14 protein-coding genes are annotated in these 19,968 nt (G+C 71.1%); 11 read left to right on the forward strand and 3 right to left on the reverse strand.

Annotation, left to right across the window (positions count from 1 at the left end; all coding sequences use genetic code 11):
- The first annotated feature begins 10 nt into the window (after positions 1-10).
- The 9 genes from AABA78_RS23520 (at position 11) to AABA78_RS23560 (ending at position 13,313) form a co-directional block, all read left to right on the forward strand.
- A complete protein-coding gene (locus tag AABA78_RS23520; RefSeq protein WP_338265970.1) occupies positions 11-1,867 on the forward strand; it encodes a sensor histidine kinase in 1,857 nt (618 codons plus the stop codon).
- Between the two features lie 268 nt (positions 1,868-2,135).
- Positions 2,136-4,001: a cytochrome c3 family protein gene (locus tag AABA78_RS23525; protein ID WP_338265973.1), complete on the forward strand. Its 1,866-nt coding sequence runs from the start codon at positions 2,136-2,138 to the stop codon at positions 3,999-4,001.
- A gap of 28 nt (positions 4,002-4,029) precedes the next feature.
- On the forward strand, positions 4,030-5,193 hold the full coding sequence (locus tag AABA78_RS23530; protein ID WP_171411885.1) for an FIST signal transduction protein: 1,164 nt from the start codon (positions 4,030-4,032) through the stop codon (positions 5,191-5,193).
- A 6-nt stretch (positions 5,194-5,199) separates the two neighbouring features.
- The gene (locus AABA78_RS23535) at positions 5,200-8,166 is read left to right on the forward strand and encodes a response regulator (RefSeq protein ID WP_338265974.1); all 2,967 of its coding nucleotides are present in this window, start codon (positions 5,200-5,202) and stop codon (positions 8,164-8,166) included.
- Positions 8,159-8,578 (forward strand): response regulator, encoded by a 420-nt coding sequence (locus AABA78_RS23540; RefSeq protein ID WP_171411888.1) that lies wholly within the window; start codon positions 8,159-8,161, stop codon positions 8,576-8,578. Before AABA78_RS23535 ends, AABA78_RS23540 begins: the two co-directional genes overlap by 8 nt.
- Positions 8,579-8,850: 272 nt before the next feature.
- On the forward strand, positions 8,851-10,176 hold the full coding sequence (locus AABA78_RS23545; protein WP_338265977.1) for a tryptophan 2,3-dioxygenase family protein: 1,326 nt from the start codon (positions 8,851-8,853) through the stop codon (positions 10,174-10,176).
- Positions 10,177-10,178: 2 nt separating this feature from the next.
- Entirely contained in the window at positions 10,179-11,318 is a 1,140-nt protein-coding gene (locus AABA78_RS23550; RefSeq protein WP_338265979.1) for an aminotransferase class V-fold PLP-dependent enzyme, read from the forward strand.
- A complete protein-coding gene (locus AABA78_RS23555) occupies positions 11,315-12,355 on the forward strand; it encodes a methyltransferase (RefSeq protein WP_171411891.1) in 1,041 nt (346 codons plus the stop codon). Before AABA78_RS23550 ends, AABA78_RS23555 begins: the two co-directional genes overlap by 4 nt.
- Positions 12,356-12,650: 295 nt before the next feature.
- A complete protein-coding gene (locus tag AABA78_RS23560; RefSeq protein ID WP_171411892.1) occupies positions 12,651-13,313 on the forward strand; it encodes a dienelactone hydrolase family protein in 663 nt (220 codons plus the stop codon).
- A gap of 9 nt (positions 13,314-13,322) precedes the next feature.
- On the opposite strand, the gene AABA78_RS23565 is transcribed toward AABA78_RS23560, so the two are convergent.
- On the reverse strand, positions 13,323-14,012 hold the full coding sequence (locus tag AABA78_RS23565) for a response regulator transcription factor (RefSeq protein ID WP_338265984.1): 690 nt from the start codon (positions 14,010-14,012) through the stop codon (positions 13,323-13,325).
- Positions 14,013-14,179: 167 nt separating this feature from the next.
- Here AABA78_RS23565 and AABA78_RS23570 point away from each other — a divergent pair, with 167 nt between their 5' ends.
- Both AABA78_RS23570 and AABA78_RS23575 read left to right on the forward strand, forming a co-directional pair.
- Positions 14,180-15,466 carry a sensor histidine kinase gene (locus tag AABA78_RS23570; protein WP_338265986.1) on the forward strand — a complete coding sequence of 429 codons (1,287 nt, stop codon included), beginning with the start codon at positions 14,180-14,182 and terminating at the stop codon, positions 15,464-15,466.
- A gap of 198 nt (positions 15,467-15,664) precedes the next feature.
- Positions 15,665-16,060, forward strand: a complete 396-nt coding sequence (locus AABA78_RS23575; RefSeq protein WP_338265988.1) for a response regulator — start codon at positions 15,665-15,667, stop codon at positions 16,058-16,060.
- Between the two features lie 31 nt (positions 16,061-16,091).
- Here AABA78_RS23575 and AABA78_RS23580 read toward each other — a convergent pair whose 3' ends face one another.
- Both AABA78_RS23580 and AABA78_RS23585 read right to left on the reverse strand, forming a co-directional pair.
- Positions 16,092-17,402 carry an ABC1 kinase family protein gene (locus AABA78_RS23580; protein WP_338265990.1) on the reverse strand — a complete coding sequence of 437 codons (1,311 nt, stop codon included), beginning with the start codon at positions 17,400-17,402 and terminating at the stop codon, positions 16,092-16,094.
- A gap of 74 nt (positions 17,403-17,476) precedes the next feature.
- A complete protein-coding gene (locus tag AABA78_RS23585; RefSeq protein ID WP_338265992.1) occupies positions 17,477-19,333 on the reverse strand; it encodes a protein kinase domain-containing protein in 1,857 nt (618 codons plus the stop codon).
- Between the last annotated feature and the right edge of the window lie 635 nt (positions 19,334-19,968).

Raw genomic sequence — 19,968 nt, forward strand, 5'->3', positions numbered from 1 at the left:
GGAGTGCCACATGCTGCGACGTTGGACCTTCGCGCAGAGGGTGGGTGCGGGTCTGTCCGCGTGCCTTCTGGCCGGACTCATCCTGCTTGCCGCCTTGGTGTCCGCGACCCACACGCTGGCGGTGGACGATGGGGCCTTCCTCCATCACGTCTCCGACATCCTCACCGGCCTGCTGGGCCTGGGCGCCCTCCTCGCGCTGGTCATGGTGCTGCGCAACGCGCTGGGCCCCATGCACGAGGAGCGGCTGCAAAGTGAACAGCGGTTGCACCTGTTCATGGATGGCGTGAGCGACTACGCGCTGTGCTTCCTGGAGCCGGACGGGCAGGTGTCCTGCTGGAGCACGGGCGCGGAGCGGCTCACCGGCTGGACGTCGTCGGACATCGTGGGCCAGCGCGCGGAGGTGCTGCACGTGCCGGACGCGGTGGCGCACGGCCTGCCCGCGTCCCACCGCGAGCGGGCCGCGCGCGAGCGGCGCCTGCAGTCGGAGGGCTGGCGGGTGCGCAAGGACGGCTCGCGCTTCTGGGCGGAGACGCTGCTCACCGCACTGTACGCCGAAGGCGGCACGCTGCAGGGCTTCGCGGAGGTGACGCGCGACATCACCGAGCGCAAGCGCACCGAGCGCATGCAGGCGCTGCTCGCGGAGGCCGGCCGCGTGCTCCAGCCCCAGGCCGGGGCCAAGGAGCTGGGAAACGCCCTCACCCGCCTGTGCGTGCCGGAGGTGGCGGACGCGTGCGTGCTCTACCTGCCGGACGGCAACGGCGACGTGCGCCCCGGCGCGGTGGCGTGCGCGGACGCGGCCACCCAGACGCGGCTGTGGGAGCCCCTGATGCGCCGGCCATCACTGGATGAGCCCGGCCCCGCGCGCGTCGTCCACACCGGCCGCGCCGAGCGCTTCGCGGAGGTGGATCCGGACCGGCTGCCGCCCTCCGTCAGCGACAGCGCCTCCGCGGAGCTGTGGCGCGCGCTGGGCGTGCGCTCCGCGCTGAGCGTGCCGCTCATCGTGGACAACCGCGTGCTGGGCGCGCTGTGCCTGCTGTCCACCCGGCCGCACCGCCACTACGGCGCGGTGGACCAGGCCTTCCTGGAGGAGCTGTCCGCCCGGGCCGCGCTGGCGCTGGACAACGCCCGCCTGATGGCGGCGACGCAGAACGCGCTGGAGCTCATTGGCGTGGCCGCGCACGACCTGGGCACCCCGCTGAGCTCGCTGCAGCTGCGCCTGCGCCGCGTGCGCCTGCAGTGCGCGCCCGCCCACGGCGAGGACTCGCGCCTGCGCGAGGGGCTGCTGCTGGCCGAGGAGGAGACGAAGCGGCTGGGGCGGCTGGTGCACAACCTGCTGGACCTGTCGCGCCTGTCCGGCGGCCGGCTGGTGCTGGAGGCCCAGCCCATGGACCTGGCGGAGCTGGCGCACGAGGTGGCCGCCCGCCACGAGGACCAGGCCGCCGCCGCCGGCTGCGCCCTCACCGTCCACGCCCGCGACGGCGCCCGCGGCCGCTGGGACCGCCAGCGCCTGGACCGCGTCCTCACCAACCTGGTCAGCAACGCCCTCAAATTCGGCCGGGGTCAGCCCGTGGAGGTGCATGTGGACGTGGATGAGGTCACACACCGGATCCGCATGTCGGTGCGCGACCACGGCGCCGGCATCTCCTCGGAAGCCCAGCAGCGCCTGTTCACCCGCTTCGAGCGGGTCACAACGGACAGCCGCGCGCCGGGCTTCGGCCTGGGCCTCTACATCGTCCGCCAGCTCGTCGAAGCCCACGGCGGCACCATCCGCGTCCACTCGAGGCTGGGAGAGGGCTCGGAGTTCACCGTCGAACTCCCTTTCACCCCGGAAACCCCGGCAGCAAGCGTTTCCTCGATTCGAGCATGACCCTCCCGGGTGGGTTGCGCCCCAGCACCCCTTCCCATCCAGTCACGAACATTCCGAGTTCGCCTCTGAGTAGAATTATTCTCAGAAGTTGAACCCGTCTGTTGATTGTGGATATTCTCCGTGCGGCTAGAACTGCTCGTTTCCGGCAAAAGCCGGATTTGAGCGCGACCCTCCGCCAGCGTCCCCCCGACGCAAGGGCACCCGGGTCCACTGGCCGCGACGCTGCTCCGGCAGCCGTCCGCACATACGCGTTCGGAGGAGTCCCCTCATGGGTGGAGCTGACAAGATTCAGGAGCGGTGTACTCGCACTTCCCCCCGCCTGTTCACGGCGGGCCGCGCTGGCCTGCTGGCCGCGCTGGCCAGCCTGACGGTGGCCTGCGGCGGTCCTGAGTCCACGGAGCAGGAGTCCTCCGCCGGCCTGGAGCCGGAGCTCGCGGCCCAGGGTCAGGCGCTCTCCGACGATGCCGCCCTCAAGGGTGGCGGCAGCGGCGCTTCCGCGCCCGTGGGCCTGGCGCTGGAGGTGGACAACGGCGAGGGCGTCCCCCTGAAGGTGAAGGCCGGCCAGACGTTCTGGGTGAACCAGATTGACCTGCGCGCCTCCATCTTCGCCACGAAGGACGAGGGCGTGGACGGCCTGCGCCAGAACAGCGATTTCCTCGCCGTGGGGTGGGGCGGTGTGCGTCTGGCGGACCAGGAGTTCGTGGGCCTGTCGAACGCGGACGGCACCTACACCCGCCGCCGCTTCTACCGGGACGCGGCGTGGATGAAGGCGACCAGCCTCTTCACGGTGGAGCCGGTGGACGCGCGCGGCGTGCTGACGGGCGCGCCGGTGCTGCTGAACATCGGCAGCGACGACACCCGCCGCACGGAGCGTGACGACTTCTTCATCCGCCGCATGCGCGCCATCCAGTGGACGCGCGACTGCCGCTCGTCCACGGACTGCACGGGCGCCAAGGCCTACGAGGAAGAGGCCCTGGTGGAGCTGCGCAACGCGTACGACCACGCGAAGAAGCAGACGCTCACCTTCACGTCCCGCACGGTGGGCCTGCGCCTGCGCTGGAGCCTGCGCCCGTTCGCCCCCTACTTCATCCCCGTCACGCAGGTCTCCAAGCCGGCGTACAGCTACGGGTTCGGCATCGACATCAAGCCCCTGACGGCGCCCCGCAAGGACGGCACGTACGCCCCCGGGTCGGACGTCACCTTCCAGATGACCCTGAAGGACGGCCAGGGCAAGCGGCTGCACCCGGCCGGGAGCCTTCCAACCTACAATGAGGTCGCACCTCCGGGCGCTCCCGGCAATCCGGCGGGGATCCAGTACTATCAGGCCTTCTTCAACCCCACGACGACCTACTATCGCCGCAAGCACCAGGAACGGATGATGATGACGCAGCTCATCGGGCCGGCGCAGGACATCCAGCCCATCCGGAGCATCGTCGACCTGGAGGCCTTCCTGGATGACTCGCAGGACGTGCAGACCATCGCCACCCCCGCGCGCGACGGCGTCTATGCGCAGTTCATGACCTTCCCCCCGGCGAACAAGCTCTTCGGCGGCGCCTTCTTCCCCAACGAGGGCCGCTGGGACGCGCCCGTGAGCGACACCTGGACCTACCACCTGCCCGCGGACGCGAAGCCCGGCACCTACCTGGTGACCGCCAAGGCGCGCCGCGTGTACCTGGGCGAGGACCGGCCGGCGTCGCGCACCATCGAAATCCAGGTGGGGACGAAGACGCACACGGAAGCAGTCCTGACCACGGGTCCGTGCAACACCTGCCACAGCAAGGGCGGCGAGCTGGGCGAAGTGCTGCATGCGAACGACAACCGCGCCGCGTGCGCGTCGTGCCATGCTCCGCTGGGCTTCGAACTGGAGGGGCCCATCTTCGTGCGCACGCACTTCATCCACTCGCGCTCCAACCGCTTCGACGCGCCCCTGGAGAAGTGCTCGTCCTGCCACCTGAAGCAGGAGACCACGCAGCGCACCAGCAAGGCCGCGTGCCTGTCGTGCCACAAGAGCTACCCGGACAGCCACGTGGAGAAGTTCGGCCCCATCGAGAGCATTTACGTCGGCGGGGGCCGCGAGTCGTTCCAGCAGTGCACCGGCAGTTGTCACAAGACACACCCCGGCGCCGGCTTCTAGCCGCCGCCGGTTCGCACGGAGGTCCTCCATGGCGCACGTGAAGATGCAGACGGCTCGTTCCACCCTCACGGATCCAGTCGCCGTCGCTGAGGACCTCCTGCGCCAGTTACACGGCCCCCCGCCGAAGCTGGTGACGCTGTTCGCGTCCCGTCAGCGGGACCAGCGCGCGCTCAACCGCGCGGTGCGCGAGCGGCTGCCCAAGGACACCCGGCTGGTGGGCGCCACCACCGCCGGCGAGCTGGACAACAACGGCATCCACGAGAACAGCGTGGTGCTGGGCGCGCTCTCCGGCGACTTCGAGGTGGGCCTGGGCCTGGGCTCAGGCCTCACCGGGGACGCCATCGCCGCGGGCGCCATGGCCATCAAGCGCGCGTGCGAGGAATTGGGCGTGCGCCAGCAGGACCTGGACGCGCGCCGGTACGTGGGCCTCGTGATTGACGACGGCTTCCGTTACAAGAAGGAAGAGCTGCTGCTGGGCATCCTGGAGAAGAACCAGACCCTGGTGCTCGTGGGCGGCGGCGCCAGCGATTCAGAGACGGACCCCGCGCGCCAGTCCGCCCTCATCCACGTGGATGGTGAAGTGGCCGGCGACGGCGTGCTGGTGGCGCTGTTCAAGACGAACGCCCCCTGGGCCGCGCTGCGCTCGCACTGGTACGTGCCCACCGGCGAGCGGCTCACCATCACCAAGGTGGATGAGACGCACACGCGCGCCCTGGAGATCGACGGCAAGCCCGCCGCGCGGCGCTACGCGGACATCCTGGGCGTGGAGAACATCGCGGACCTGGAGTTCGGCCGGCCGGGCGGCTTCGCGTCGCGCCCCACCGCGCTGAAGGTGGGCCGCGAGTACTTCATCCGCGCCGCGTGGCGTCCCCTGGAGGACGGCTCCATCCTGTTCGCCAACCTCCTGGAGGAGGGCAGCGAGCTGGACCTGATGAAGGCCGGCGACCTGGCGGGCATGACGCGGGACTTCTTCCAGGAGGAGCTGCCCAGGCGGGTACAGAACCCCCAGGCGGCCCTCCTGTTCCACTGCAGCGGACGCATGTGGTACGCGGGCGCCACGGGTACGGTGCCGAGCCTCTCCGAGGCCATGAAGCTCGCACCGTCGGCGGCTGGGATGAACGTGCAGTTCGAGATCTACTCAGGGTTCCACATCAACACCACGCTGACCGTGCTGGCGTTCGGTTCCAACTAAAAGACCATGGCCCACCACCCGTTCGACGTGGCCCACGCGGAAGCGCCCCTCGGTTACACCCTGTCCCTGCTCCTGGTGGGCAGCGAGCGTGAGACGCGCGCCATGCGCGACGCGTTGGAGAAGGAGGACATCCTCTCCATGCTCACGCTGGAGCCCGTCAGCACGCGGGAGTCCCTGGAGCAGGCGCTGGAGCGCCCCTGGGCCCTGGTGCTGGTGGGGGCCGAAGTCCCGGGCATGACCTGGGAGGACGTCCAGGCGGCGTGGGTGAAGCGCGGCCGGGAGACGGCCTTCGTGGTGAGCTCTCCCACCTGGAGCGCGGACACGCTGTCCGCGGTCATGCGCGCCGGCGCGCGCGACTACGTCACCGAGGACCGCTACGGCCACCTGCCCTTCGTGGTGGCGCGCGAGCTGCGCCTGCACGCCGAGCGCGCCCAGCACCAGATGACGGGCGTGGAGCTCAAGCGCACCAACTACCTGCTCAGCAACATCATCGACGCGCTGCCCTTCGTGCTGTTCGTGAAGGACGCGGAGACGCGCCGGCTGGTGGTGGCGAACAAGACGTTCGCGGACGCCTTCAAGGTCACCAAGGAGTGGTTGCTGGGGAAGCTGGACCACGACTACTTCCCGGCGGAGCAGGCGGAGTCGTTCATCGCCATCGACACGGAGATCCTCGAGACGCGCCGGATGAAGACGTTCGAGGAGGTGGCCCGCGCGGACGGCGTGGACCGCATCTTCGCCACGCGCAAGATTCCGCTGCTGGACGACCAGGGCGTCGCGCGCTTCGTGCTGGGCGTCACGGAAGACATCACCGAGCGCAAGCAGAACGAAGAGGCCCTGCGCGCCTCCAAGGACGAGCTGGAGGCCGCCAACAAGCAGCTGGCCGCCAGCCTGGAGGAGATCAAGAAGACGCGCGCGGTGTCCGCCCGCTCCCTGGCGAGCTACCAGCAGCGCGCGCTGCAGATGGAGATCATCCGTCAGCAGAACGAGGACCTGGACCGGCTGGCCCAGGAGCTCTCCGTCGCCAAGCGCAACGAGGAGGAGCGCGCCCGCGAGGCGGAGGGCGCCGTGCGCCTCAAGAGCGAGTTCCTGGCGAACTTCAGCCATGAGATCCGCACGCCGCTCAACGGCATCATCGGCTACTGCGACCTGCTCATGCGCGAGGAGGGCAGCCGCCTGACGCCGCACGGCCGGCGCGACCTCAACGTGGTGAAGACGAACGCCAAGACGCTGCTGGCGCTCATCAACGACATCCTGGACCTGTCCAAGATCGAAGCGGGCCGCGTGGAGGTCGTCACCGAGCCGGTGGACGTCGAGGAGCTGGCCGACGAGTGCATGGCCACGGTGAAGGAGTACCTGAAGGGCAAGGACGTGGCCCTCACCGTGAACGTGGACCCCGAAGCGAAGGAGATCCGCACCGACGCGCTGAAGCTGCGGCAGATCATGCTCAACCTGCTGAGCAACGCGGCCAAGTTCACCGACACGGGCGAGGTCGCGCTCACGGTGGTGCCCGCGGGCGGGGGCGAGCTGCTGATGACGGTGGAGGACACCGGCGTGGGCATCCCGGCGGATCAGCTCGCCTTCATCTTCGAGAAGTTCCGTCAGGTGGACGGCACCACCACGCGCAAGGTGGGCGGCACGGGCCTGGGCCTGGCCATCGTGCGCGAGCTCACCCGCGTGCTGGGCGGCACGGTGGACGTGAAGAGCACGCTGGGCCGCGGCTCCACCTTCACGGTGCGGCTGCCGGACGTGCTGGCGACGACGGTGGGCGCGGACAGCCCGCACGCCACGGAGCGCCTGGTGCCCGTGCACGACGTGGCCCAGAAGCTCGCGCCCATGGCGCGGCCGGGCAGCACGGTGCTGGTGGTGGACGACGACGTGCTCATCCAGCAGCTCGTCACCGGCCAGTTGGAGCCCGCGGGCTTCAAGGTGGTGACGGCGAACGACGGCCTCGCCGCGATGAAGCTGGCCCGGGAGGTGAAGCCGCAGGCCATCCTGCTGGACATCCACCTGCCGCGCATGGACGGCTGGTCCGTGCTGAGCCAGCTCAAGAGCGACCCGACGCTGGCGGCCATCCCGGTCATCCTGGTGTCCGTGGAGGAGCAGCGCGCGCGCGGCTTCAGCCTGGGCGCGTGCGAGTACCTGGTGAAGCCGGTGGAGCCGGAGCGGCTGGTGGAGGTGGTGCAGAAGAGCCTGGCCTCCGCGGGCGCCACGGCCGCCGCCGGCGACGTGCTGGTGGTGGACGACGACGCGGCCACGCGCGAGCTGGTCAGCCGCAACCTGCGCCGCGCGGGCTTCTCCACCAACGAGGCGCGCAACGGCGAGGACGCGCTGCTCAAGGCGCGCGTGTCGCCGCCGTCGCTGGTGGTGCTGGACCTGATGATGCCCAACCTGGACGGCTTCGAGGTGCTGCGCCGGCTGCGCGCGGAGAAGCTGTCCGTCCCGGTGGTGGTGCTCACCGGCAAGACGCTCTCCCAGGAGGAGGAGACGCTCCTACGCGACGGCTTCGCCGGCTTCGTGCGCAAGGGTGGCCACGCGCTGGAGGACGTCATCGCGCAGGCCAAGGGGCTCCTGGTGTCCCAGCGAGCGGCCACCGCGGGGAAGCTGCCCCGCGTGCTGTACGTGGAGGACAGCGAGCAGAACCGCGACATCGTCCGCCGCTACCTGGGCGGGCTGTATGACCTCATCGAGGCGGAGGACGGCGAGCAGGGGCTGGAGCGGGCCCGCAACGACGCGCCGGACCTCATCCTCATGGACCTGTCCCTGCCGAGACTCGACGGTTGGGAAGTCACCCGCAGGCTCCGCGCGTTGCCGGATGGGCAGAATGTGCCCGTCATCGCCGTCACGGCGCACGCGGGTCGCGAATACCAGGACAAGGCACAGGCGGCCGGTTGCACGGCCTACATGACCAAGCCCCTGGACCGCGACCAGCTCATCGAGACGATTCGTCAGTACCTAGGGAGAAGCCATGGCTGAAGCAAAACCGCGCGTCCTTGTCGTGGACGACGATCCGGACCTGCTCGACCTCGTGCAGCGCTCGTTGAGCGCGTACGGGTTCGATGTGCAGACCCACACGTCCGCCCTGGGCGTGTCCAACATCGTGCGCGCCTCCGAGCCGGACTTCGTGCTCATCGACGTGAATTTCCCCGCCCTCAAGGGGGACAAGGTGGTGGGGCTGGCGCGCCAGTACGCCCCCCCGGGCACCCGCTTCATCCTCTACTCCGCCTCCGACGAGGCCAAGCTGCGCTCGCTGGCCATCGCGTCCGGCGCGGACGGCTACATCTCCAAGAGTGTCCAGGGCGCCGACCTGGCCCAGAAGCTCAACGCCATGCGCCTGAAGCCGCGGCCGGCGTCCTCCAACCGGAATCCCTCACCGGTTGAGAGCTGACTCACCCCCTGGGTAAGCCCGACCCCTCGGGCTACCCCTCCCTCCGGAACGATGGGAATCTCAAAAATCGATAACCCGCAAGCCCGGTATGACTTGAAGTTCACCAAAAGGGCTGTAAGGTAGTCGCTTCTAGAGATTTACGCGCTCACTGTTCTTCCCTGCTGGGGCGCGCCTCACCCACCACGAACTGCCTGCGTCCCCCCGGAGGCACCTTGCACACGTCGACCGATTACAGCCATGCCGAAAAGCTGAAGTATGAGCTGACTCAGCCCATGTTCAACGTCATGTTGAAGAAGTGGGTGGGCAAGGGCGAGCTGGACTACGAGCGCTACCTGCACACGGACACCTTGCTGGCGCTGCAGTCCCCGGAAGGCGAGCTGGTCTCCCACGACGAGCTGATGTTCCAGATCGTCCACCAGTCGCAGGAGCTGTACCTGAAGCTGGCGTCGCGGGAGATGGTGGAGGTGGTGGCGGAGATGGACCGCGACGCGCTGTGGGCGGTGGTGGCCCGGCTGGCGCGCGTGCAGAAGATCATCGCCGGCATCAGCGCGGAGATGGCGATCCTGGAGACGATGACGCCGTCGGAGTACCAGGTCATCCGCCGCAGCCTGGGCAACGGCAGCGGGCAGGAGTCGCCGGGCTACAACACCTTGCGCCACGCGGCGGACGGGCTGGAGTCCGCCATGGAGCGCATGCTGGCGCGTCGCGGGCTGACGCTGTTCCAGGTCTATTCGGCTGGGGGGCCGAAGGACCTGCAGCACGTCTGCGAGCAGCTGGTGACGGTGGATGAGAGCTTCCAGGGATGGCTGTACGCGCACTACCAGCTGGTGCGCCGGACGATTGGCATCGACCGCACGGTGAAGGCGCTGGACGGGCTGCCTTCGCAGGTGCTGCAGGCGCGGATGACGCTGCCGCTGTTCCGCGCGCTGTGGGACGTGCGCGTGGAGCTGACCGCGGGCTGGAAGCGCGAGGGTGGCTACGCGCCGGGTGAGGCGCGCACCGGTGGCGGCTGCCCGATGGCCGCGATCAACGCGATGAATGACTCGGCGATGCACGCGCCGGTGGCCCAGGCGCAGTCCGCGGGGGGCCCCGCGCCGCACCTGCACCACGCCCCGATGGCCCACGCGCAGCACCCCACCACCGCGCATGCACATGAGCCGCGCGTTGGCGGCGGCTGCCCGATGCACGCTCAGCACACGCCGGTGGCGCACGCTTCCGCGGCCCACGCCCAGCCTGCTCCGGCGCACGTCATGGCGGCCCACGCCCAGCCTGCTCCGGCCCACGTAGCGGCCCATGCTCCTCACACTCCGGTGCCGCACGCTCCGGTGGCTCACGCTCAGCCTCACGCTCCGGTGGCTCACGGGCCTCACGCTCCGGTGGCCCACGGGCCGCATGCTCCGGTGGCGCACGCTCAGCCGCACGCCCCGGTGGCTCACGGGCCGCATGCCCCGGTGGCTCACGGTCCGCACGCTCCGGTGGCTCACGGTCCGCACGCTCCGGTGGCCCACGCTCCGACGCCGCATGGCCCGCACGCGCATTCTCACGCCGCGCATGCGTCGGCGTACGCCCACGCCCAGGAGCTGCGGAGACTGCCGTGACCGTGGCGGCACTCCCGGGAGCCCTTCGCGCGGAGTACCCGCTGCTCCAGACCTGCACGTACCTCAACAGCAACTCCACCGGGGCGCTGCCCCGGGCGGCGGAGGGCGTGCTGGCGCAGTACTGGAACACGATGCGCGCGTGGCGCGATGACACCTGGGACACGTGGCTGTCCCAGATGCAGGCGTACGCGGACGGCGTGGCGGGCCTCATCGGCGCGCCCGCCGGCTCCGTGGCGCTGGACACGAACCTGAGCGCGCACCTGTCGCGCCTGGCCTCGTGCCTGGAGTTCACCGGAGAGCGCCGCCGCGTCGTCGTCACCGACCTGGAGTTCCCCACGGTGCCCTTCATCTGGAAGGGCTTCGCGCGCTACGGGGCGGAGCTGGTCGTCGTGCCGTCCAAGGACGGCCGCGTGGATGATGCCGCGCTGGAGGCGGCCATCGACGCGCGCACGCGCATCGTCTGTGTTTCGCACGGCGCCTTCGCGACCGGCGCGGTGCTGGACGTCGCGCGCATCGCGAAGGCGGCGCACGCGGCCGGGGCCCTCATCGCCACGGACGCGTACCAGACGGTGGGCGCCGTCCCCGTGGACGTGCGCCACCTGGACGTGGACTTCCTCATGGGCGGCGCGCACAAGTGGCTGGGCGGATCCGAGGCCGCCTTCATGTACGTGCGCCCGGGCCTCCTGCCCACGCTGAGGCCCGCGGCCACCGGGTGGCTGGCCGGAGCCTCGCCGCTGGCCTTCCAGGAGACGGCGGACTACGCGCCGGACGCGCGGCGGATGATGGGCGGCACGCCCGCGCCGCTGATGGTGCTGCTGTCCCGTCCGGGCCTGGAGCTGCTCAAGGGCGTGGGCATGGAAGCGGTGCGCGCGCACTCGCTGAAGCTCACGGACCGGCTGATGGCCCGCGCGGACGAAGCGGGCCTGCACGTGGTGACGCCGCGCGAGCCGCACCGGCGCGGCGGCGTGGTGGCGCTGCGCTTCCAGGGCGACGCCCAGGTGACGCAGCGGCTGGTGGCGCGCGGCTTCATCTGCAGCCACCGGGGCTTCCTGCGCGCGGCGCCGCACTTCTACAACACGCCCGAGGAGGTGGACGCCTTCATGGACGCGCTCCTCGAAGAGCAGCGCAAGGAGTCCGCATGAGCACGGCCCCCTTCACCCGCGAGGCGCCCTCGCCCCGCGCCCTGCTGCACCTGCTGTTCAACGGCGCCCGCGCGCTGGACGTCGTGGAGACGGCCCTGAACCTGGGGCTGCTGGACGCGCTGGAGCCCGGGCCCGTGACGCTGGGCGAGCTGTCTGCGAAGCACGGCCTGGTGCCCAAGCGGCTCTACAAGTTCCTCGACTGCCTGGAGAGCCTGGGGCTGGTGCAGCGCGAGCAGACCAGCGACGCGCTGGAGGCGGCGCGCTACCGCGGCGTGCCCGGCCTGCGCGCGGCGGCGGAGGCCGTGCTGGGCGCCAACTCGCTCGAGCGCGACCGCGAGAAGTACGACTGGAAGGCCCTGCACGGCCGGATGCCGGAGACGCTGCGCGGCCAGCACTCCATGTCCGCCACGTCGTTCGACTGGCCCCCGCGCACGCCCGAGCAGGTGGAGGGCTTCGAGGCCAGCATGGCCGCGGGCCTGGGCCCCATCCTGGAGACGTTCCGCACGCACGCGGGCGCGCTGTGGCCCGCCGGGGCGCGGCTGCTCGACGTGGGCGGCGGGGACGGCACGCTCGCGGAGCACCTGCTGCGCCAGCACCCGGCGCTCGCCGTGGACGTCTACAACCTGCCCGCGACCGAAGCGCTCGTCGCGCGCACCCGCGAGCGCGCGGGCCTGTCCGCCCAGCGGATGGGGTTCGTGGGCGGCGACTTCCTGAAGGAGCCCCTGCCCACGGGCTACGACGCGCTGTCGTTCGTGCGCGTGCTCCATGACTGGCCCGCGGAGGTGGCGCGGTCGCTCATGCAGGCCGCCTTCACCGCCCTGCCCTCCGGCGGGCGCGTGCTCATCTGCGAGGAGTTCCGCACCCCGGAGCGGCTGGCGGCCCAGTTCTTCTGGTCCTACTTCCTCATCGGCGTGGACACGTGCGTGAGCCGGCTGCGCGAGGTGGAGTTCTACCTGGAGGCGCTCACCGCGTCGGGCTTCACGCACGCGCGGGTGCTCCCCGGTCCCTTCGAGCTGGTGGTGGCCACGAAGCCCTGACGTCCTGCTCCGGGCACCCTCCCCAGGGCGTCCTCCCCCGCACCGGCGGCCCTGTCCTACGCTGGACACCCTGTACCTTCCGGCAGGTCACAGCGGCGGGCACAGTGCTCAACTTGGGTCTCAGCCAGACGCTGTAACCAGCCAAACGCAGACGGGAGGAGCCTGTATGACAGGTCCCCGGTCACGAACGGGGTTGAAGGCGGTAGGGCAGGACCACGGGTGGGACGAAGCGCGGGAGTCCCAAGCGCGGCGTGGTGGTGGCTCGGCGACGCGAAAGCACCTGGAGCGCGAGGTGATGGTGCCCGTCGATGACGCCGTCCTCGTCCGGGGGCGGCTGGCGGTGCCCGCGGGGGCCCGGGGCGTGGTGGTGCTGGCGCGCGGCAGCGACAGCAGCCTCCAGAGTCCACGGCTCGCGCAGACCTCGCGCCTGTTCCAGGCGATGGGGCTGGGCACCCTGCTGATGGACCTGCTGACCAGCGAGGAGATGGAGGAGCGCCGCACGCGGCAACTGCGCTTCAACGTGGGCCTCCTGGGCATGCGCATGGCGGGCGCGTCCCGGTGGCTCCAGCGCGAAGGCCCCGCCCAGGGGCTGCGCGTGGGCTACTTCGGCGCGCACACCGGCGCGGGCGCGGCGCTGTCCGCCGCGGCCTTCCGGCCCGACCAGGTGGAGGCCGTCGTGTCGCGCGGCGGCCGTCCGGACCTCGCGGGCGCGGTGCTGCCCAAGGTGCGGGCCCCCACGCTGCTGCTGGTGGGCGGCGCGGACACGCTGGGCCTGGACATCAACCGCCGGGCCTACGAAGCGCTCCGCACCGACAAGCGCATGGACATCATCCCGGGCGCCACGCACCACTTCCAGGAGGACTCGGAGCTGGAGCAGGTGGCGGAGCTCGCCGGGGAGTGGTTCCTCCAGCACCTGGGCGGCCCCCGGGACGCCGCGGAGGAGAGCGCGGCGCCCTGACTCAAGGCCTCAGGCCAGCACGGGGCGGGTGACGCCCAGCTCGCACGCCAGCACCGCGAGCTGGGCGCGGTTCTCCGGCCCCAGCTTGCGGTAGATGCTCGTCAGGTGCGCCTTCACCGTGCGCTCGGTGATGCCGAGGTGCGCGGCGATCTTCAGGTTGTCCGCGCCCGCCGCCACGTAGCCCAGCACCTCGCGCTCGCGCAGGGTGAGCCGCGACAGCGCGGAGGCCGGCACGTGGAGGTTGTCCAATGGGATGGCATTGGCCTGGAGCATGTCCACGGGCAGGAGCCGCTCGCCCCGGGCCACGCGCTCCACGGCGCGCACCACGTCGTCACACCCCACGTTCAGCTTGCACAGGTAGCCCGCCGCGCCCGCCTGGAAGCAGCGCTCCACCATGTCCGGCGCCTGGTAGCCGGACAGCACCAGCGCGCGCACCCGCGGATGGAAGTCATGCAGGTACTTCAGCGCGCTCAAGCCATCCTCCGTGCCCTCGCGGCCCACGTGCTCCAGCCGCAGGTCCACCACGGCCACGTCGGGCGCGGCCGCGCGCACGTTGGACAGGAACGTGCCCGTCTCCGCGCACCGGGCCACCACCTTCATCCCCGCGCCTTCGAGCAGGGCCACCAGGCTCTCGCGGAACACCTGCTGATCCTCCAGCAGCGCCACGCGGATCTCCCGGCCCGTTGCGTTCAGCTCCATGGATGACACCCTTGTCTTCCCATCATTGGTCATCACCCCCTGGGAAGGGACATCCACGCTATGCCATCCGGACGTCCGCCGCGAAACGACTCCCTGCCCCTTCCGTCCCATGGAGAAACACAGCGAACGTTTCATCGCGGTGAACCCAGACAAGGAGTGCGCCCGGGATGCTCCTACGAGAGGGGAATGCGGGTCTTGCCCGGTTGGGACCGCTGGGCTACTTCCTCTGCATGGCCACACAGCCTCCGCGAGACAGCGAGCTCGAAGCCATCCTGGAAGCGCTGAGACCGGTCCGGAACCTCGACCTCCGCCGCCTGGTGCGCAAGCTGAGGGACCACACCCGCCAGCAGGTCCTCACCTTCGAGCTGTCGCACCAAGCGCTGGAGACGAGCGACAGCGCGCTCGCGATGCTGAACGCGGACGGCGTGATGGTGGCCAACAGCCGCTGGCACGCGCTGGAACAACTGCCCGGGCCCTGGCGGCGTGAAGAGGACGGCTCGGAGTGGAGGTCCCTGCCCGACGCGGCCCAGGCGGAGGCCGCGGCGGTGCTGGCCCGGTTGGAAGAGGGGCCGCGCGTCACCCGCTACCGGCAGACGTGCGAGGCCCATCCCCGGGTGCTGGAGCTGCGCGCCGAGCGCGTCGCCGGCCGCATGCGGGGGCGGGTGCTGGTGCTCGCGCGAGACATCACCGCCCAGGCGCGCGACGAGGAGGAGCTGGCGAACGCGCGCGCCACGCTGCTGGAGCGCGAGAAGGTGCTCGCCCTGAGGGACCTGGCGGCGGGCATCGCGCACGACCTGCGCGCCACGCTCGACGCCATGCGGCTGCGGCTGGAGCTGCTCCAGCGCGACCTGGGCTCCACCGGGCAGGGCCAGCAGCACCTGGACGCGCTCACGCGCATCCTGGCGGACGCGAACGCGCGCGTGGGCCGGCTCCAGGACTTCTCCCGCCGCAAGCCCGGCACCGTCCTGGAGCGCGTCCAGCTGGCGGACGTGGTGCGCGACGCGGCGGACATCATCCGGGGCGGCATCGAGCACCAGGCGCGGCAGGGCGGCCATCATCCCCTGCGTCTGGAATTGGAGCTGCCGGCAGGGCTGCCCCAGGTGACGGGCTCGGCCATGGAGCTGCGTTACGTCATCATCAACCTCCTCATCAACGCGCGCGACGCCATGCCCCGGGGCGGCACCATCCGCGTGCGCGCGCTCAAGACGGGCAGGGCCGTGCGGCTCACCGTGGAGGACGAGGGCACCGGCATCCCCGAAGCGCACCTGCCGAACCTCTTCAAGCCCTTCTTCACCACCAAGGGCGACAAGGGCACCGGCCTGGGGCTGTCCATGGCCCACGGCGTGGTGACGCAGGCCGGCGGAACGCTCACCGCCGCCAACCGCCCGGAAGGGGGCGCGGTGTTCACGCTCACCTTCCCCGCCCTCAAGGCCGCGCCCGCCGGGCGGGGATGATCCTCGAGGCGCGGACCGGGCTGCCCACCCGGCAGGGTGAGGCATGTGGTTTCAATCGGAAGTTTCCAGAAAATTCCAGGGACGCTGGCCAGCAGGGAGGGGGTGGGTCATACTCGGGAAGTGCCCGGGTCACTGTCATCCTTGGGGCGGCATCTTGCCGGCCGGGGCACCCAACTGTCGGTTCCAGGGGGAGCCACCATGTCGGAGCTCAAGATTCGCGTCCTCATCGTGGACGATGACCCGGACCAGCTCGCGCTGACGGAGCGCTCGTTGACCTCGTACAACTTCGAGGTGCGCACCCACCGCTCGTCCCTGGGGGTCTCCAACCTGGTGCGCACCACGGCGCCGGACCTGGTGCTCCTGGACGTGAACATCCCCGCGCTGAGCGGAGACAAGGTGCTGGCGCTGGCGCGGCAGCAGGCCCCGGAGCACACGCGCTTCGTCCTCTACTCCGCCTCCGACGAGTCGAAGCTGCGCGCGCTGGCGCTGGCGGCGGGCGCGGACGGCTACCTGTCCAAGAGCACGCAGGGCGCGGACCTGGCGCGCAAGCTGGAGCGGCTGCACAAGCGCCCGCGCGTCGCCGCGGGCACGTAGCGCCGCCCTGCCCCGCCCGCGCCTCGTGGGCTCACTCGCCCACGAGCGCGCCGACCTCCAGGAACACCTGGCGGAAGTCGCCAGCGGCGCCCACGAGCCGCAGGTTCTGCGCCAGCCCGCCGGTGGCGCGAAAGAACATCATCGCCTCCGGGGGCGGCCGGATGCGCATCATGCGCGCGGCGTTCTTCGTGAAGTGGTTGCGCATGTCGCGGTTGATGTCGCAGGTGCCGTAGTCATACGGAGCACCGCGCATGGGCCGCCCGGCGATGTGCAGCACCTCGCGCAAGAGCACCTCCGCCTCCGGCTCCGGCAGCTCCACGGAGAAGCCCACCTCGCGGCACAGCCCCAGCACGTCCAGCGTCTCCAGCCGCAGCGCCTGCTGGAACATGCGCCGGTTGGCCGCGACGAAGCCCGGGCTGAAGCGCTTGATGGAGCCGAAGTCCAACAGCCCCATGCGCCCGTCCGGCATCACCATGAAGTTGCCGGGGTGCGGATCCGCGTGGATTTCACCCGCGTCCAGGAACGGCCCGTAGGTGGCGCGGATGAGCTGGCGCGCGACGCGGAAGCGCGCGTCGTTGTCCGGCGACGTCAGCACCCAGTCCTTGAGCGTCTGGCCTTCCAGAAGCTCCAGCGTGAGCACGCGGTGGGCGCTGCGCTCCTCGATGACCTGGGGCACGTACAGGTCCGGCAGCCGCGCCACGCTCTTCGCGAAGCCCTGGGCCAGCTTCGCCTCGCGGCGGTAGTCCAGTTCCAGCATCAGCTCGTCGCGGAACTCCTGGAAGTAGGCGGTGCCGTCCATCATCCGCGACGTCTTGGACACCGTCTTCACGACGAGGCCCAGGTTGTCCATGTCGTGGCCCATGGACGCGTCGATGCCGGGGTACTGCACCTTCACCGCGACCTTGCGGCCGTCGTGCAGCACCGCGCGGTGCACCTGGCCCAGGGACGCGGCGGCGAGCGCGTCCGGGGAGAACTCCTGGAACAGCGCCTCCGGCGGCGCGCCCAGCTCCTGCTGAATCACGCGCGACACCTGCGCGTAGGACATGGCCGGGGCCTGGTTCTGCAGCCGGGCCAGCATCTGCCGCACCTCCGGCGTGAGCAGGTCCGGGTCCATGGAGAGCGCCTGGCCCAGCTTCATGGCCGCGCCCTTCATCTCCCCCAGCGTGGCCACCAGCTTCTCCGCGGTGCCCAGGCTGAGCAGGTCCGTGGGGCTGCTGCCGGAGAGCTGTTTGGCGCCCGCCTTGAGCACCTCCGTGCCCACGTGCATGGAGAGGCCCGCCAGCTTGCGCAGGCGGTTGAAGCGCCCCTGGGGCGGCAGCTTGTCGTCGGGTTCGGAAGCCATGGGAGAGGAGGAGTTAACGGGGACTGCTCTCCCATACGCAAGACGACCCCCGGATGGATGCGAACCCGGCTCCCCTACCGGGGGGCGGCCGAGCCCCGCACCCGGGCCCGGAGGAAGCGCCAGCGCTTGAGCCCCTCCAGGTCCAGCGGGTCCGCGCGGACCGCCAGCTCGTAGGCGGCGAGCGCCTCCTCCAGTCGGCCCACGGACGCCAGGGCGTCTCCGGACAGCCGGTGCACGGCGGCGCGGCCCTCGCGGCCGGTGTTGCCCGCGAGGAAGCGGCGGCGGCACTGCTCCAGCATGGTGGCGGTGAGGCCCGCGGCCAGGCACCGCTCGATGCCCTCCACGTTGCCCAGCGTGGCGTCGTACTCCACGCGCCGCTCCACGTTGCCCAGCGTGTGGAGCGCCCCGGCCACGCGCTCCAGCGCGCGGTCCACCTGGGCCCGCTGGCCTTCCGACAGCGGCCGGGCCTTGAGCAGCTCCAGCGCCCCGCGAGCGCGCTGGGCGGCGGTGCGCACGGCCTCCAGCGTGGCGTCGCGCGGCAGCTCCAGCACGGCGTACGGGTCCCCGGCGAGCCGCCGGCGGAAGCCCTGGAGGACTCCTTCCGCCTGCGCGTCCTCGGGCGTGGGGATGGCGGCGGTGGCGGCCGCGGGCGTCGCGCGCGCGCCGTTGCGAAGCTGGGCCAGCTGGGCCTGGAAGGCGGGGCTGGAGTCGCGCAGCTGCACGCCGAAGCCCGGGGGCATGTTCCACGCCTGGGCCTGCTCGGCGGTGACGTGGCGCACCACCTGCGCGGTGCAGGGCAGCTCGCCGCCGGGCAGCCGCAGCACCAGCGCCACGTCCGACAGGAGCGCGGGAGGGGGCGTGGCCAGCTGGAAGAAGAGGCCGGAGCGGCCCACCCACTCGCCCTTGAGCTCCATGGCCGCCTGGGTGCCCTTGCCGCGCAGGAGCGCGGTGAGCGGCGGCGCGCTGGGCGCGGGGGGCGGCGCGAGCGACGCCTCCAGGGCCGCTCTCAGCTCCGCGGCGGAGGCGAAGCGGTGTTCAGGCCGCTTGGCCAGCGCGCGCAGCAGGACGCGCGACAGGGCCTCCGGCACGGCGGGGTTCAGCTCGTGCGGCGGGACGGGCTCCTTCTGCAGGTGGCCCACCAGGATTTCGGCGGCGGTGCGGCCGTAGAAGGGCACCTGGCCGGTGAGCAGCAGGTACGCGAGCACGCCGGCCGCGTAGAGGTCGCTGCGCGCGTCCACGAGTCCGTCGCCGCACTGCTCGGGGGCCATGAACTCCGGCGTGCCCAGGAGGACGCCGACCTCCGTGGTCATCTCCCCGGCGGGGCGGGACAGCAGCTTGGCGATGCCGAAGTCGAGCAGCTTCACGCGCTGCTTGCCGCTGGGGCTGGGGACGAGGAAGACGTTGGCGGGCTTCAGGTCGCGGTGGACGATGCCGTGCGCGTGCGCGGCGCCCAGGGCGTCACACACCTGCGTCATCAGGTCCACCACCAGCGCCGGGGCCATGGGGCCGCGGGCGAAGCTGGCCAGGCTGTCCCCCTCCAGGTACTCCATGACGAGGTACGGGCGCCCGTCGCGCGAGTCCAGGTCGTAGAGGGTGACGACGTTCTCGTGCTGCACCAGCGTGAGCGTGCGGGCCTCGGAGAGGAAGCGCGCGACGAGCTCCGGGGCCTGGGCCAGGTGCGCGTGGAGCACCTTGATGGCCACGCGCTTCTGGATGAGCGTGTGCTCCGCGAGGAACACGGTGCCCATGCCGCCGCGCCCCAGCTCGCGCACGACGCGGAAGCGGCCGAACTCCTGGCCCACGAGGGAAGGCACCACGGGCGTGGGAGACGACATGGGCGAGGGCGTGGCGGGCTGCAGCGCGGAGGCCGGCCCCGGCGGCGGCGTGCCGGCGTAGAGCATCGTCCCGCCGTTGAGGTCGAGCCCGCGCATCAGCGTGGGACACGCCTCCGCGTTCGAGTGGAGCTGACCGCAGGAGCAGAGGAGAGGCGACTGGGCGAGCACGAGGACCGGGACCTGGGGAAGGCGATGCGGGGGTGGAACAGCGTCAGCGGCCGATGCGAGCCCTGTGCCAGGAGCCGGGATTTTCCGGCTCGCGCGGCCGGCCACGCCAACCGGTTGATCCGCTTCGCTTTTGCGACACTCGGATGCGGCCTGGGTCCCAGCTCATCAGCAGACACCCCTCGGTTCCGGGGAGTTTTTACAGCCCCGAGACGGAAACGTTTTCCGCCCTGCACATCCCAATACGTCGGGTCCGGAAGACCTTGGACGATTTCCGCCCACTACCGCCAACACGCCTGCCGCGACGCGCAGTCCCTTCACGATGACAGCACGTCGTGCGGGTTTCCAGTGCGCAGCGACATGAACATCCACGCTGGAAAACATGTCGTTCGCTCTCGAAGAAAGCCGAGATTGCGAGGCTCCCTGCGGGTGCCGGGAAGGCGCTGAGGCGCTAGAGGAACGTACGGCTCCAACTGTGTTGGGACGCCGACAAATCGGCCTGGGATGAAGCGGCCTGCGTGGATGGCGGGACTTTCACGGCTGCTGGCGGAACGCGGCTGCGTGCG

The sequence above is a fragment of the Corallococcus caeni genome, from assembly GCF_036245865.1.
Classification (GTDB): Bacteria; Myxococcota; Myxococcia; order Myxococcales; family Myxococcaceae; genus Corallococcus; species Corallococcus caeni.

What these genes read in the sequence shown, in the direction of transcription:
- AABA78_RS23565 (WP_338265984.1), bottom strand. Translation starts at nt 14,012, where the DNA reads ATGGAGCTGAACGCAACGGGCCGGGAGATCCGCGTGGCGCTGCTGGAG.
- AABA78_RS23530 (WP_171411885.1), top strand. Translation starts at nt 4,030, where the DNA reads ATGGCGCACGTGAAGATGCAGACGGCTCGTTCCACCCTCACGGATCCA.
- AABA78_RS23575 (WP_338265988.1), top strand. Translation starts at nt 15,665, where the DNA reads ATGTCGGAGCTCAAGATTCGCGTCCTCATCGTGGACGATGACCCGGAC.
- AABA78_RS23585 (WP_338265992.1), bottom strand. Translation starts at nt 19,333, where the DNA reads ATGCGCGGGCTCGACCTCAACGGCGGGACGATGCTCTACGCCGGCACG.
- AABA78_RS23580 (WP_338265990.1), bottom strand. Translation starts at nt 17,402, where the DNA reads ATGGCTTCCGAACCCGACGACAAGCTGCCGCCCCAGGGGCGCTTCAAC.
- AABA78_RS23560 (WP_171411892.1), top strand. Translation starts at nt 12,651, where the DNA reads ATGGTGCCCGTCGATGACGCCGTCCTCGTCCGGGGGCGGCTGGCGGTG.
- AABA78_RS23540 (WP_171411888.1), top strand. Translation starts at nt 8,159, where the DNA reads ATGGCTGAAGCAAAACCGCGCGTCCTTGTCGTGGACGACGATCCGGAC.
- AABA78_RS23520 (WP_338265970.1), top strand. Translation starts at nt 11, where the DNA reads ATGCTGCGACGTTGGACCTTCGCGCAGAGGGTGGGTGCGGGTCTGTCC.
- AABA78_RS23535 (WP_338265974.1), top strand. Translation starts at nt 5,200, where the DNA reads ATGGCCCACCACCCGTTCGACGTGGCCCACGCGGAAGCGCCCCTCGGT.
- AABA78_RS23570 (WP_338265986.1), top strand. Translation starts at nt 14,180, where the DNA reads ATGCTCCTACGAGAGGGGAATGCGGGTCTTGCCCGGTTGGGACCGCTG.
- AABA78_RS23555 (WP_171411891.1), top strand. Translation starts at nt 11,315, where the DNA reads ATGAGCACGGCCCCCTTCACCCGCGAGGCGCCCTCGCCCCGCGCCCTG.
- AABA78_RS23545 (WP_338265977.1), top strand. Translation starts at nt 8,851, where the DNA reads ATGTTCAACGTCATGTTGAAGAAGTGGGTGGGCAAGGGCGAGCTGGAC.
- AABA78_RS23525 (WP_338265973.1), top strand. Translation starts at nt 2,136, where the DNA reads ATGGGTGGAGCTGACAAGATTCAGGAGCGGTGTACTCGCACTTCCCCC.